Annotated in this window: 11 protein-coding genes, 2 tRNA genes and 2 pseudogenes; 7 read left to right on the top strand and 8 right to left on the bottom strand. The window is 70.5% G+C overall.

What is annotated here, in order from left to right:
• From ABT085_RS18815 to ABT085_RS18790, 6 genes are all read right to left on the bottom strand, one after another.
• Positions 1-1,248: sensor histidine kinase (locus ABT085_RS18815; protein WP_351608630.1), on the bottom strand; the 1,248-nt coding region annotated here is incomplete at its 3' end.
• 16 nt (positions 1,249-1,264) lie between these two features.
• A complete protein-coding gene (locus ABT085_RS18810) occupies positions 1,265-2,062 on the bottom strand; it encodes an ABC transporter permease (RefSeq protein WP_351608628.1) in 798 nt (265 codons plus the stop codon).
• Positions 2,059-3,009, bottom strand: coding sequence for an ABC transporter ATP-binding protein (locus ABT085_RS18805; protein WP_351608625.1), 951 nt, complete (start codon positions 3,007-3,009; stop codon positions 2,059-2,061). Before ABT085_RS18805 ends, ABT085_RS18810 begins: the two co-directional genes overlap by 4 nt.
• Positions 3,010-3,135: 126 nt before the next feature.
• Positions 3,136-3,211 (bottom strand) — tRNA-Gly (locus ABT085_RS18800).
• 85 nt (positions 3,212-3,296) lie between these two features.
• A tRNA-Gly gene (locus ABT085_RS18795) sits at positions 3,297-3,368 on the bottom strand.
• A gap of 125 nt (positions 3,369-3,493) precedes the next feature.
• Positions 3,494-3,811 carry a histone-like nucleoid-structuring protein Lsr2 gene (locus ABT085_RS18790; protein WP_351608622.1) on the bottom strand — a complete coding sequence of 106 codons (318 nt, stop codon included), beginning with the start codon at positions 3,809-3,811 and terminating at the stop codon, positions 3,494-3,496.
• 339 nt (positions 3,812-4,150) lie between these two features.
• Between ABT085_RS18790 and purS the strand changes: the two genes are divergently transcribed.
• The 5 genes from purS (at position 4,151) to pflA (ending at position 10,511) form a co-directional block, all read left to right on the top strand.
• A complete protein-coding gene (purS, locus tag ABT085_RS18785) occupies positions 4,151-4,414 on the top strand; it encodes a phosphoribosylformylglycinamidine synthase subunit PurS (protein ID WP_234519085.1) in 264 nt (87 codons plus the stop codon).
• The gene (purQ, locus tag ABT085_RS18780; RefSeq protein WP_351608619.1) at positions 4,411-5,091 is read left to right on the top strand and encodes a phosphoribosylformylglycinamidine synthase subunit PurQ; all 681 of its coding nucleotides are present in this window, start codon (positions 4,411-4,413) and stop codon (positions 5,089-5,091) included. Before purS ends, purQ begins: the two co-directional genes overlap by 4 nt.
• Positions 5,088-7,346, top strand: a complete 2,259-nt coding sequence (gene purL, locus ABT085_RS18775) for a phosphoribosylformylglycinamidine synthase subunit PurL (RefSeq protein WP_351608616.1) — start codon at positions 5,088-5,090, stop codon at positions 7,344-7,346. Before purQ ends, purL begins: the two co-directional genes overlap by 4 nt.
• 172 nt (positions 7,347-7,518) lie before the next feature.
• On the top strand, positions 7,519-9,777 hold the full coding sequence (pflB, locus tag ABT085_RS18770; protein ID WP_351608613.1) for a formate C-acetyltransferase: 2,259 nt from the start codon (positions 7,519-7,521) through the stop codon (positions 9,775-9,777).
• Complete coding sequence (pflA, locus tag ABT085_RS18765) at positions 9,774-10,511, top strand: pyruvate formate-lyase-activating protein (protein ID WP_351608611.1); 738 nt, start codon at positions 9,774-9,776, stop codon at positions 10,509-10,511. Before pflB ends, pflA begins: the two co-directional genes overlap by 4 nt.
• Here the strand turns inward: pflA and ABT085_RS18760 are convergent.
• Both ABT085_RS18760 and ABT085_RS18755 read right to left on the bottom strand, forming a co-directional pair.
• A pseudogene (locus ABT085_RS18760) lies at positions 10,505-11,095 on the bottom strand (STAS domain-containing protein). The gene pflA and the pseudogene ABT085_RS18760 overlap by 7 nt on opposite strands.
• A gap of 42 nt (positions 11,096-11,137) precedes the next feature.
• A pseudogene (locus tag ABT085_RS18755) lies at positions 11,138-11,741 on the bottom strand (SulP family inorganic anion transporter).
• Between the two features lie 428 nt (positions 11,742-12,169).
• Between ABT085_RS18755 and ABT085_RS18750 the strand changes: the two are divergent.
• Positions 12,170-12,799 (top strand): hypothetical protein, encoded by a 630-nt coding sequence (locus ABT085_RS18750; RefSeq protein ID WP_351608610.1) that lies wholly within the window; start codon positions 12,170-12,172, stop codon positions 12,797-12,799.
• 152 nt (positions 12,800-12,951) lie between these two features.
• Positions 12,952-13,857 carry a universal stress protein gene (locus tag ABT085_RS18745; RefSeq protein WP_351608607.1) on the top strand — a complete coding sequence of 302 codons (906 nt, stop codon included), beginning with the start codon at positions 12,952-12,954 and terminating at the stop codon, positions 13,855-13,857.
• Positions 13,858-13,875: the final 18 nt, after the last annotated feature.

Raw genomic sequence — 13,875 nt, 5'->3', positions numbered from 1 at the left:
GCCGTCCACCTCGGCCTGGCGCTCGCGCTGGCCCGCGCTGCCGGATGCCCCGCCCGCGCCGGAACCCCCGCCCGCGCCGGAACCCCCGCCCGCGCCGGAACCCCCGCCCGCGCCGGAACCCCCGCCCGCGCCGGAATCCCCGCCTCTGCCGGAACCGCCTCCCGCGCCGAGAGCGCCGGACGCCCCGTCGTTCTCCACCGTCAGCACCACACGTCCCTCCAGCATCCGCAGACTTACGGCACACCGCGCGGCGTCCCCGTGCCGCAGCACATTGGTGGTGGCCTCCCGCACCACCCAGCCGAGCGCGGACTGCACTTCGCCCGGGAGCAGGGCCGCCCGGTGCTCGCCGCTCATCGCGCAGTCGATCCCGGCGGCCTTCAACACGCCCTGCGCACCCATGAGTTCGATACCGAGATCGGCCTCCCGGTATCCGCGTACGACGTCCCGTACCTCGCGCTGCGACTCCTGTGCGACGCGCTGCACCTCGGTCATCTGGTCCACCGCCTCCGGCCGCCCGCGCCGGGCGAGCTGCACCGCCAGCTCGCTCTTGAGGGCGATCACGGCCAGGTTCCGGCCCAGGACGTCGTGCAGATCGCGCCCGAAGCGCAGCCGCTCCTCGGCGACGGCCAGCCGGGCGCGGGTCTCACGGGCCGTGTCGAGTTCGTAGACGGCGTCGAGCAGCCACACGGAGAACATGGAGGTGAAGGCGAGGAACGCGCCGCCGGCCAGGACCGCGATCGAGGCCCCCAGGGCGGCGGGCCCGGGGACGCCCAGCAGGAGGGAGACCGAGCCCGCCCCGGCCGCGTACCCCGCCACCAGGGCGAACACCCGGCGCCTGGCACGGACTCCGAGCGCGGTGGTGCCCGCGCCGAAGATCATCACGCCGCCGAAGACCGTGCCCGTGGCCGTGTCGACGCCGTCGCCCTTAGGGCCGTACTCCTGGATCACCAGCGTGGCGACGGCGAGCGCGTAGCTGACCGCGCCCAGTGCCCACCGCAGCCGCACGGGCTGATCGCGCCGGCCGCGGGTCCAGTCGAGCGCCCGCGAGGCGGTGATCGCGCACAGGGCCGCGTGCCCGGTCACCATGGCCATCAGCCAGCCCGCGAGGCCCGGTCCCGCCTGCCCGAAGACCGGCAGTCCGAGCGCCGCCACCTCGATCACCGCGAAGAAGTGGAACGACCAGCGGGTGTACGTCTCGACCTTGGCCGGCGTGCTCTTGCCCCGCCACCAGCCGCGCGCAGCGCTCATCGCCTCGTGCCCCCCGTCAGCGCCGGGGTTCCCACCGGAACCACCGCCGTACAGCAAACACCGCCACGACCGTCCAGGCCAGCGCGGTCGCCGTGGCACCCAGCGCCTCGGACGCACCCATGCCGCCGGTCCAGCCGGCGCCGACCAGCCGGATCGCGGGCGAGAGCGGGAGAAGTTCGCACACGGCCGCGAGCCGGTCGGGCAGGACCTGGAGGGGGACGGCGATGCCCGAGCCGATCATCGACACGAACACCAGCGGCAGCGCGGTGACCTGGGCGCTCTCCGTGGTCCTGGTGAAGGCCGAGGTGAGCGCGGCGAGCGCGGCGCACAGGACGAGGCCGGTCAGCAGCCCGAGAACGGTCAGGTACGGCGCCTGGGGCGCCCCGGCGTCGAGCAGCACCGCGCAGCCCGCGGACAGCACCAGCGCCTGGGCGAGCCCGATGCACACGGCGGGCAGGCAGGTGCCGACGAGGATCTCCAGGTCGCCGAGCTCGCCGGTGCGCAGCCGCTTGAGGACCAGTTCCTCGCGGCGCGCGACGAACGCGCTCACCAGGGAGGTGTAGACGGCGAAGAGGAGGGAGTAGCCGATCGCGGCGGTCAGTGTCACCGTGCCGAGGGTCAGGCCCTCGGCACGCAGGTCGATCCGGTCGACCGCGGGCCGCACGGTGAACGGCAGCGCCAGCGGTACGAGCAGCGCGGTCAGCACCGCGCTCCGGTTGCGGCCGAGCAGGGTGAGTTCGGCGCGGGCGAGGGCGCCCAGGCGCCGGACCGTGCGGGCGTACGCCGGTGCGGCGGGCCGGGTGAGGGTGCTCATGCCGCCGCTCCCGCCGTGGGCTGCTGCTCCCGCGCGATGCTCAGGAACGCCTCTTCCAGCGAGGCCGACCGCACGTCGAGGCCGCGCAGTTCGACCCCGGCCCGCGCGGCCCACACCAGCAGTCCGGTGGCCGCCCGCTGGAGCTCCCGGGTGCTCAGCCGTATGGTCCGCCCCACCACCTCGTGCTCGCACACGCCGAGTTCGGCGAGCGGCGGCAGGTCGCCGGGGAAGTAGCCGTCGGGCAGTTCGAAGGAGATGCGGGACGGCCGGTCCGCGGTCACCTCGGCGGGGGTGCCGGAGGCGGCGATGCGTCCCTCGTGCAGGATCGCGAGCCGGTCGGCGAGGCCGTCCGCCTCTTCCAGGTAGTGCGTGGTCAGCAGCACGGTGGTGCCGCCGTCGCGCAGTGCGCGCACCAACTCCCAGGTGTCCCGGCGGCCTTCGGCGTCGAGTCCGGTGGTCGGCTCGTCCAGGAACAGCACCTCGGGCTCGCCGAGCAGCGCGAGCGCCAGATCCAGGCGCCGCCGCTCGCCCCCGGAGAGCTGCTTCACCCGCACCCCGGCCTTCCCGGCCAGCCCGACCAGGGCGAGTGCCTCCGCTTCGGGCCGGGCGCCGCTGGTGCAGGCGGTCCACATCCGGGCGGTCTCGCCGACGGTCAGCTCCGAGGGGAAACCGCCCTCCTGGAGCATCACGCCGGTGCGCGGCCGTACGGCGGCCCGCTCGCGAAAGGGGTCGTGGCCGAGGACCCGCACCCGGCCGCCGGACGCGGGCGTGAGCCCCTCCAGCAGTTCGACGGTCGACGTCTTGCCCGCACCGTTGGTGCCCAGCAGCGCGAAGATCTCGCCGCGGGCCACGGAGAACGAGATGCCGCGCACCGCCTCGAACCCGCCCCCGTACACACGCCGGAGGTCCATGACCTCGATCACGTGCTCGTGCTCGTTGATGTCCATGACCTCAGCGTCCCGGCGGGCGGGGCCGGGCAGCAGTGCGCGGTGTCATCGCTCGGCATGACAAATGTCAGGCGATCGCGCGCGGGTGGGAACGAAAAAACCCCGGTCCGAAGACCGGGGCTTTCGTGGAGCGGACGACGAGGCTCGAACTCGCGACCTCAACCTTGGCAAGGTTGCGCTCTACCAACTGAGCTACGTCCGCATTGCCTCCGACCGGCTCTCACCGATCGGCGCGAGCACCAGCCTACCTGATCGACCGGAGTGGTCGGTCAAGGCCGTGCAAGCAGAGCGGGTGACAGGAATTGCACACTGCGCCTTCCCCCTGGAAGGGGGATGTTCTGCTACTGAACTACACCCGCATGTACTCCGTGAGCCGGGCTTTTCGGCCTGGCCCCTCGGCGTGCTCCAGACTCTAGCTGACCAGGAGGGGTGCAGCGCAAGTCGGTTCCTCCGAGGGGTGCGTGACCGGCCGTCGGCCGAGGGCTCACTGGGCCTCGGTGAACGCCTCGTAGACCTTCTTGGGGATGCGCCCGCGAGCGGGGACGTCCATCTTGTTCGCCTGGGCCCAGGCCCGGACCGCCGCCGGGTCGGGGGCGACCTCCGTCTGCCGGAAGGCCTTGCCCGACTTCGACCGCTTGCGGCCGGCGTCCACGTAGGGGGCGAGCGCCTTGCGCAGTTCCCTGGCGTTGACTTCATTCAGATCGATCTCGTACGACTTGCCGTCGAGTCCGAAGGCGATCGTTTCCGCCGCTTCCGAGCCGTCGATGTCGTCAAAGAGAGTGACCACGACCTTCTGCGCCACGAATATCGGTCCCTTCGTGCGACATCTCCGCGATGACGTGCCAGGACGTCCACGAGATGCCGACTGTCCGCTTGTTATTGGACAAAGTATCGGCTAATGCCAATTTATTTGTACAGTGCCCGGCTTTGCAATGTGAAGCCCGACTAAATCTCTCCGCGTGTCCGGACGCAATAGCTGCCGGGTGTGGATCCCGGATCTTTCCCGGAAATTTTCGTGGGCGCACCCCTTCGATGCGCGATCGTGATGGCCGTCACGTATGTTCCTACAACTCTACCCGCGTAGAAATTTTGTGCAGGTAGTCTGAAGGAACCTGCTCAGCACCACACATCGGGAGTGCCAGTGGCACGCGTCGTAGTCGACGTCATGCTCAAGCCGGAGATCCTCGACCCCCAGGGCCAGGCGGTCCAGCGCGCGCTGCCGCGACTGGGATTCGAAGGCATCTCCGACGTCCGTCAGGGAAAGCGATTCGAACTGGAAGTTGACGGGCCGGTCGACGAGGCCGCCCTCGCCCGCATCCGTGATCTCGCGGAATCCTTCCTCGCCAACACCGTGATCGAGGACTTCACCGTCAAGGTGGAGGAAGTCGCGGAGGCCGCGAAGTGACCGCTCGTATTGGCGTCGTCACTTTCCCCGGCAGCCTCGACGACCGGGACACCCAGCGCGCGATCCGCCTCGCGGGCGCCGAACCGGTGGCGCTCTGGCACAAGGACAAGAACCTCCACCAGGTCGACGCGGTCGTCCTCCCCGGCGGTTTCTCCTACGGCGACTATCTGCGCGCCGGTGCCATCTCGCGCTTCTCGCCGGTGATGGAGACCGTCATCGAGCAGGCGAAGGCCGGCCTTCCGGTCCTCGGCATCTGCAACGGCTTCCAGATCCTCACCGAGGCGCACCTGCTCCCGGGCGGGATGCTCGGCAACGACCACCTCCACTTCATCTGCCGCGACCAGAAGCTGCGGGTGGAGAACGCGGACACCGCCTGGACCGCCGACTACACGGCCGGCCAGGAGATCCACATCCCGCTGAAGAACATGGACGGCCGGTACGTCGCCGACGAGCGCACGCTCGACATGCTGGAGGCGGAGGGCCGGGTCGTGTTCCGCTACGTGGACTTCAACCCGAACGGCTCGCTGCGGGACATCGCCGGCATCACCAACGAGGCGGGCAACGTCGTCGGCCTCATGCCGCACCCCGAGCACGCCGTCGAGCCGCTCATCGGGTCCGGTCGCACCGACGGTCTGCCGTTCTTCACCTCGATCCTCAAGAAGCTGGTCAACGCATGAGCCGGACGCCTCTGGACACGGTCGAGCACGCGGCCGAGACCCCCGACGTCGAGCTGCCCTGGGCCGAACTCGGTCTGAAGAAGGACGAGTACGAGCGGGTCGTGGAGATCCTCGGCCGCCGCCCGACCGGTGCCGAGCTCGCCATGTACTCGGTCATGTGGTCCGAGCACTGCTCGTACAAGTCCTCCAAGGTCCACCTGCGCCAGTTCGGCGAGAAGGCCCCGCAGTCCGACGCGCTGCTCGTCGGCATCGGCGAGAACGCCGGTGTCGTCGACGTCGGCCAGGGCTACGCGGTCACCTTCAAGGTCGAGTCGCACAACCACCCGTCGTACGTCGAGCCCTACCAGGGCGCGGCCACCGGCGTCGGCGGCATCGTGCGCGACATCATCGCCATGGGCGCCCGCCCGGTCGCGGTCGTCGACCCGCTGCGCTTCGGCGCGGCCGACCACCCCGACACCAAGCGCGTCCTGCCGGGCGTCGTCGCGGGCATCGGCGGCTACGGCAACTGCCTGGGCCTGCCGAACATCGGCGGCGAGGTCGTCTTCGACGCCTGCTACCAGGGCAACCCGCTGGTCAACGCCGGTGCCATCGGCGTCATGCGGCACGAGGACATCCACCTCGCGAAGGCGTCCGGCGCGGGCAACAAGGTCATCCTGTACGGGGCCCGCACGGGCGGCGACGGCATCGGCGGCGCGTCGATCCTCGCCTCCGAGACCTTCGACGACGCCAAGCCGTCGAAGCGCCCGGCCGTCCAGGTCGGCGACCCCTTCCAGGAGAAGCTCCTCATCGAGTGCACCCTGGAGGCCTTCAAGGAGAAGCTGGTCGTCGGCATCCAGGACCTCGGCGCGGCCGGTCTGTCCTGCGCCACCTCCGAGCTCGCCTCCAACGGCTCCGGCGGTATGCGCGTCACCCTCGACGACGTGCCGCTGCGCGACTCCACGCTCTCGCCCGAGGAGATCCTCATGAGCGAGTCGCAGGAACGTATGTGCGCGGTCGTGGAGCCGGAGAAGGTCGACCGGTTCCTGGAGATCTGCGACAAGTGGGACGTCATCGCCACCGTCATCGGTGAGGTCACCGACGGCGACCGGCTGGAGATCTTCTGGCACGGCGGCAAGATCGTCGACGTCGACCCGCGCACGGTCGCGCACGACGGCCCGGTCTACGAGCGTCCCTACGCCCGCCCGTCCTGGCAGGACGAGCTCCAGGCCGACGACGCGAACAAGCTGGCGCGCCCGGCGTCGAGCGACGAGCTGAAGGACCAGGTCCTGAAGCTGGTGGCCTCGCCGAACCAGGCCTCCAAGAAGTGGATCACCTCGCAGTACGACCACTTCGTGCAGGGCAACACGGTGCTGGCCCAGCCCGAGGACTCCGGGATGATCCGCATCGACGAGGAGACCGGGCTCGGCGTCGCCATCGCGACCGACGGCAACGGCCGCTACGCCAAGCTCGACCCGTACACGGGCGCGCAGCTGGCCCTCGCGGAGGCGTACCGCAACGTCGCCACCACCGGTGCCAAGCCGCTCGCGGTCTCCGACTGCCTGAACTTCGGCTCGCCCGAGGACCCGGCCGTCATGTGGCAGTTCGCGGAGGCCGTCCGCGGTCTCGCCGACGGCTGCCTCCAGCTCGGCACCCCGGTGACCGGCGGCAACGTCTCGCTCTACAACCAGACGGGCGAAGCGGCCATCCACCCGACCCCGGTCGTGGCCGTGCTGGGCGTCATCGACGACGTCGCCCGCCGTACCCCGGTCGCCTTCCAGGAGGAGGGCCAGCTGCTCTACCTCCTCGGCGACACCCGCGAGGAGTTCGGCGGTTCGGCCTGGTCGCAGGTGATCCACGACCACCTCGGCGGGCTGCCGCCGCAGGTCGACCTGGAGCGCGAGCGGCTGCTCGGCGAGATCCTGATCTCGGCCTCCCGCGACGGCATGATCGACTCCGCGCACGACCTGTCCGACGGCGGTCTGATCCAGGCCGTGGTCGAGTCGGCGCTGCTCGGCGGCAAGGGCGCGCGGCTGGTCGTACCGGACGGGCTCGACGCGTTCACCCTCCTCTTCTCGGAGTCGGCGGGCCGTGCGGTCGTCGCCGTCCCGCGCTCGGAGGAGGTCCGCTTCAACGACATGTGCGGGGCGCGCGGTCTGCCCGTCACCCGGATCGGTGTCGTCGACGGAGACGCCGTCGAGCTCCAGGGCGAGTTCGCGCTGTCCCTGGCGGAGCTGCGCGAGGCCCACGAGAACACGATCCCGGCGCTGCTCGCCTAGATCGCTCCCGCGCCGGGCGTCGGGGGGGGGGGGGGCGGGCCCCGGCGGGCCCCCCGCCCCCCGCGGGCGCGCCCCCGCCCCCCCGCCCGTGGGCGCTGTCCGGCACCTCCCCGTGACGATCACGAACGACAAGCATCGAAGTGCAGGACACGAACCGAGGAGAGGAACGGCGATGACCGCAACCGTGACAGTCGGCGACCAGGTCACCGCGGCCTGGCGAGGCTTCGCCGGAACCCGCTGGCGCGAGCTGATCGACGTGCGCGACTTCATCCAGGCCAACTACACCCCGTACGACGGTGACGCGTCCTTCCTGGCCGACGCCACGGACCGCACCCGCACCGTCTGGGACAAGGTCAGCTCGCTGTACCCCGAGGAGCGGTCGCGCGGGATCCTCGACGTGGACACCGTGACGCCGTCGACGATCACCTCGCACGCCCCCGGCTTCATCGACCGTGACCGGGAACTGATCGTCGGCCTCCAGACCGACGCCCCGCTCAAGCGCGCGATCATGCCGAACGGCGGTCTGCGAATGGTGGAGAACAGCCTGAAGGCGTACGGCTACGAGGCCGACCCGTTCGTGACGAAGGTTTTCGGGACCTACCGCAAGACCCACAACGACGGTGTCTTCGACGCGTACACGCCCGAGATGCGGACCGCTCGCAAGGTCGGCATCATCACGGGGCTGCCCGACGCTTACGGTCGCGGCCGGATCATCGGCGACTACCGTCGCGTCGCCCTGTACGGCACCGACCGGCTGATCGCGGCCAAGCGTGTCGAGCGGGCCCGGCTGGACGCCGAGCCGTCCACCGAGCACGTCATCCGCGACCGTGAGGAACTCGCCGAGCAGATCAAGGCCCTGGGGGAGCTGACCCGCATGGCAGCGACCTACGGCTTCGACGTCTCACGCCCCGCGGCCACTGCGCACGAGGCGGTGCAGTGGCTCTACCTCGGCTACCTCGCCGCGGTGAAGGAGCAGAACGGCGCCGCGATGTCGCTGGGACGCACCTCGACCTTCCTCGACGTCTACCTCCAGCGGGACCTGGACGAAGGGATCATCGACGAGTCCCGCGCCCAGGAGCTGATCGACGACTTCGTGATCAAGCTGCGGATCGTCCGGTTCCTGCGGACGCCCGAGTACGACGCCCTGTTCTCCGGCGACCCCACGTGGGTCACCGAGTCGATCGGCGGCATCGGCAACGACGGCCGCCCTCTGGTCACCCGCACCTCCTTCCGCTTCCTGCAGACCCTCTACAACCTCGGCCCCGCCCCCGAACCCAACCTGACCGTGCTGTGGTCGCCTCGGCTGCCCGCCGGCTTCAAGGAGTTCTGCGCCCAGGTGTCCATCGACACCAGCGCCGTCCAGTACGAGTCCGACGAACTGCTGCGGCCCCGCAACGGCGACGACACCGCGATCGCCTGCTGCGTCTCCGCCATGGCGGTGGGCAAGGAGATGCAGTTCTTCGGCGCCCGCGTCAATCTGGCCAAGGCGCTGCTGTACGCCGTCAACGGCGGCCGGGACGAGATGTCCGGCGACCAGGTCACCCCCGCGATGCCCCCGCTGACGGGCGAGTACCTGGATTACGAGGAACTGTCGGCGGCCTACGACCGCGTCCTGGACTGGCTCGCGGAGACGTACGTCAACACGCTCAACGTCATCCACTACATGCACGACAAGTACGCCTACGAGCGCATCGAGATGGCGCTGCACGACCACCCCGTCCACCGCTTCATGGCCTGCGGCATAGCGGGACTGTCCGTCGCGGCGGACAGCCTGTCCGCGGTGAAGCACGCCAGGGTGAAGGTCTTCAGGGACGCGACCGGGCTGGCCGTCGACTTCCTCACCGAGGGCGAGTTCCCGGCGTACGGCAACAACGACGACCGTGCCGACAGCATCGCCGTCGGACTGGTGGAGTCCTTCATGGCCAAGGTCCGCCGGCACCCCACCTACCGGGACGCCGAACACACGCAGTCAGTGCTGACCATCACCTCGAACGTCGTCTACGGCAAGCACACTGGCAACACCCCCGACGGGCGCCGGGCCGGACAGCCCTTCGCTCCGGGCGCCAACCCGATGAACGGCCGTGACCGCCACGGTGTGGCCGCCTCCGCGCTCTCGGTCGCCAAACTGCCGTACGAGCAGGCCCGCGACGGCATCTCGCTGACCACGACCATCACCCCGGAGGGACTGGGGCACGCCCCCCAGGAGCGCGCGGGGCACCTGGTGGGCATCCTCGACGCCTACATGGCCGCCGGCGGCTTTCACATGAACGTGAATGTCCTCGACCGGGCCACCCTCGAGGACGCGATGGAGCACCCGGAGAAGTACCCGGAGCTGACCATCCGGGTCTCGGGGTACGCCGTGAACTTCGTTCGTCTGACCCGCGAGCAGCAGCTCGACGTGATCAGTCGTACCTTCCACGGATCGCTGTGACGACCGTGACGACCGGCCGGATCCACTCCTGGGACCTGTCCACCGGCGTGGACGGTCCCGGGACCCGGTTCGTCCTCTTCACCAGCGGCTGCCCCCTGCGCTGCCTGTACTGCGCCAACCCCGACACGTGGGACATGCGCGACGGCCGGGAGACGACGGTGGACGAGGTGATGGCGGAGATCGAGAAGTACCGGGCCTTCGTCACCACGGCTGGGGGAGGGGTGACGATCACCGGGGGAGAGCCGCTGCTCCAGTCGGCCTTCACCAGTGAGGTGTTGCGCCGCTGCAAGGAGGCCGGACTGCACACGGCCCTCGACACCTCCGGCTTCCTCGGCGCGCGTGCCACCGACCAACTCCTCGCCGACACGGACCTGGTCCTGTTGGACATCAAGTCCTTCGACATCGACACCTACCGGAAACTGACCGGCGGCCGCCTCGCCCCCACCCTCAGCTTCGCGACCCGCCTCGACCGCCTCGGCGTCCCGATGCGGATCCGCTATGTGCTGGTCCCCGGCTGGACCGACGATCCGCGGTCGGTGGATGCCCTGGCCGGCTTCGTCGCGGGGCTCGGCACGGTCGAGCGCGTCGACGTCCTGCCCTTCCACAAGCTCGGCGCCTCCAAGTACGAGGCACTCGGTATTCCCTTCCCGCTGCGCGACACCCCAGTCCCCGACCCGGCTCTGACCGCGAGCGTCCGCGCACGCTTCCGGGAACACGGAGTGCCCGCCTACTGACCGCCGAGCCACGTGCGGTACGCCGTCACGGCCGTCGGCAGCGTCGGGAAGATCCGTTCCGTGCCCACCGAGTCCACCAGGCCGTACGCATTTAGGTCGTCCAGCAGGTCCTGCTTCACACGAGCGAGGGCGAACACGACGCCTCGGTAGGTCAGTTCGCGGCGCAGTTCGTCGACCGCGTCGAGGGCGGTGATGTCGACCTCGATGTTGGCTTCGGTGTTGAGGACGAATCAGCGGACCGGGTCGCTCTGTTCGTCGACGGTGGCCAGGGCGCGGCGCCGGAAGTCCTCCGCGTTGGCGAAGAGCAGCGGGGAGTCGTAGCGGTAGACGAGCAGGCCGGGGGTCGTCCGGGCCTGTGGGTAGTTGTCGACGTCGTGTATGCGGACCACACCGGGGACCAGCCCCTCCACGGCGTCGTGCGGACGCGCCACCCGGGTCAGCAGCTCGGCCACCGACAGGCCGACGGCCACGATCACGCCGTAGAGGATGTCCAGCGCGAGCACCCCGGCGAGGCAGCCGAGCGCCAGAAGCAGTTCCCGGCGGCGGAAGGACGCCAATCGGCGGAAGCCGGCGAGTTCGATCATGCGGACCGACAAGCGCGCCGAGCACGGCGGACGGCGTGCGCGTCAGCAGCGGGCTGAGGAACAGCAGCACCGCCAGGACCACCGCCCCGCCACCAGGGAGTACGCCTGGCTGCGGGCGCCCGCCGAGGACGCGAGGGCGGTGCGGCTGGCGCTGCTGCTCACCTGCCCGTCGAGTTCGAAGACCACGACGGCGGCAGTGCCCAGGACGACCGCCACCAGCGGACCGGGCACGGCACGGACGTACCGGTCCATAAGGAGGAGGAACACCAGTGTGACCATGGAGAACACGACGGTGATCAGGTGAGTGTCCGTCAGGTCGCTGACGAAGAACCACAGTTGGGGGAAGAACTCCGATCCGATCGTCGGTGCCCCGGTGAGCTTGGGCAGCTGGTCCACCATCATGATGAGCGCCACGCCCGCGAGATAGCCGATCAGGACCGGACAGCAGGTCCGTGAGGAAGCCCAGCCGCATCGCGCGGGTGACCAGGCAGTATAGTCCGACGGTGACCGCGAGGGCCGCCGCCGGTGACGCGTAGCGTCCGGAGTCCTCGGCGGCGAGCGGCGCGACCACGATGGCCGTGATGAGGGCGGTCGTGGACTCGGGGCCGACCGACAGCAGCCGCGAGGAACCGAACAGGGCGTACATCGCGAGGGCCGGCAGGATCGCCGCCCGGCGACCGGCGGCAGCCCGGCCACCCCGGCGTAGGCCATGACGTGCGGCACGAGGTACGCGGCCACGGTCCCCCCGGCGAGCAGTTCACCCGTGAGCCACGCACGCCGGTAGCCGAGGAGGGCGACGAGACCGGGCACCAGTCGGAGCCACTGGGGGACGTGTTCGTCCGAGCCCTGGGACATGTACCGCCTGCCGTCGTCTGACCTCATGATCTACCGCTCGTGAGCGCCACGGCGAGAGCCCGCGTGCCCGGCGTGCCGCACCCGTCGCAACGGCCTCTGAGAGCAGGGCCGTTCGGCCCTGGGTCTGCGGACCTTCGGCATCCGTTGCCAACCGGCGTGGGCGGCCAGAGTGAGTGGTGTCAGGCACCGACCCGACCGCCCTCGAAGGGAACCATGACCATGGCCGTGCACGAGCACCCGCACCGGAGCTCCGGCTTCCACCTGCCGTCGCTGCGCAGGAACCGAACTGCCTCCGCATCCGAGTCGGCGGTGTCGGCAGGCACCGGCACGCACATCGCGCGGACCTACACCTTCGCGTCCCTGCGCCTGCTCACGGGGTTCGTCTTCCTGTGGGCGTTCCTCGACAAGACCTTCGGCTTCGGCTACGCCACCCCCTCCGGCAAGGGCTGGATCGACGGCGGCTCGCCGACGAAGGGCTTCCTCGGGTCCGTCGCCGTCGGACCGATGGAGTCCACCTTCCACTCCTGGGCCGGCGACCCCTGGGCGAACTGGCTGTTCATGCTCGGTCTGCTCGGAATCGGCCTCGCCCTCGTCGCCGGCGTCGCGCTGCGGATCGCTGCCGTCGCCGGCACCGCGATGATGGCGCTGATGTGGATCGCCGAGTGGCCGCCCGCCAAGCACCTCTCCGACGGCCCGGCGAGCATGTCGACCAACCCGTTCGTCGACTACCACCTGATCTACGCCGTCGCCCTGATCGTTCTGGCCGCTGTCGCCGCCGGCGACACCCTGGGCGCGGGCCGGCTCTGGGCCAAGCTGCCCTTCGTCCGCGACCACAGCTGGCTGCGCTGAGTACCGACGGCGCGGTGGGCCCGTCACCCGGCCCGCCGCGCCGAGCCGTGCAAGGGGTCGGCCTGCCCCGATCCGGGACCAGTGGCCCCTAAACGAGGAACCGCCCGAAGACGACTCTGAAATCGGATCCCTCGCCCCAGGAGGTGGAGATCATGCTCCGTGCCATCACCGTAGGTCTCGACGGTTCGCGCGAGAGCCGGGCCGCCGCAGAATGGGCGGCTCGCGAAGCCGAGTTGCGCGACCTGCCCCTGAAGATAGTCCATGTCTGGGAGCCGGTCCCGGAGCCGATGGCTCAGGCGCCTCTCCTGGGAGCCGAGGCCCAGCAGCACTGGACCGAGCGGATCCCGCGCGAGGCCGCGGCGGGCATCGGCCTGCGCCACCCCGGCGTCGAGGTGATCAGGGAGCAGCTTTCAGGACACCCCGGTGACGTCCTTGCCGAGGCAGCCAAGAGCGCCGAACTCCTCGTTCTGGGCTCGCGAGGCCTCAGCAGGATCGGCGGGTTCATGGTCGGCTCGATCGGCCTGTCCGCCGTTGCGCACGCCGACCGCCCCGTCGTGCTGGTCCGCGCGCTGGAAGTGGCCGCCGACGAGCACGAGCCGGATCCGGCGGGCGTTGCCTCCGCCGCGACCCCGTTCCTGCCGGTGGTTCTCGGACTCGACGTCGAGCACCCGGACGAGACGCTGATCGAGTTCGCCTTCGCGGCTGCGCTGGTCCGCGAAACGTCCCTGCGGGTCGTCCACGGCTGGAACCCGCCGCCCTACTACGCCTACGGCGCGCCCGCCAACCCCGCGCTGCACGAAGGACTGGCTCTCGGCGATGCCGAGGCCCTGGCCAAGGTGCTGCGGCCCTGGCGGCAGAAGCACCCCGACGTGGACGTCGTCGAGGAGTCCCGCTACGGCAGCGCGGCCGTCCACGTCGTGGAAGCCTCCCGCGAGGCCTCCCTCGTCGTCGTGGGCCGGCGCATCCGCCGCAGCCCGTTCGGGGCCCACATCGGACACGTCACGCACGCCGTCCTGCACCACTCCACCGCCCCCGTCGCCGTCGTCCCCCACAGCTGACCCCCCGATCCCCGATCA

The organism is Streptomyces sp. NPDC002265 (assembly GCF_040296125.1).
Lineage (GTDB): Bacteria > Actinomycetota > Actinomycetes > Streptomycetales > Streptomycetaceae > Streptomyces.
This window is presented reverse-complemented; position numbering and strand designations above follow the sequence as displayed.

Bases quoted from the DNA above. Each gene is read 5' to 3' on its own strand.
- ABT085_RS18810 (WP_351608628.1), bottom strand. From the start codon at position 2,062: ATGAGCACCCTCACCCGGCCCGCCGCACCGGCGTACGCCCGCACGGTC.
- ABT085_RS18805 (WP_351608625.1), bottom strand. From the start codon at position 3,009: ATGGACATCAACGAGCACGAGCACGTGATCGAGGTCATGGACCTCCGG.
- purL (WP_351608616.1), top strand. From the start codon at position 5,088: ATGAGCCGGACGCCTCTGGACACGGTCGAGCACGCGGCCGAGACCCCC.
- pflB (WP_351608613.1), top strand. From the start codon at position 7,519: ATGACCGCAACCGTGACAGTCGGCGACCAGGTCACCGCGGCCTGGCGA.
- ABT085_RS18750 (WP_351608610.1), top strand. From the start codon at position 12,170: ATGGCCGTGCACGAGCACCCGCACCGGAGCTCCGGCTTCCACCTGCCG.
- ABT085_RS18745 (WP_351608607.1), top strand. From the start codon at position 12,952: ATGCTCCGTGCCATCACCGTAGGTCTCGACGGTTCGCGCGAGAGCCGG.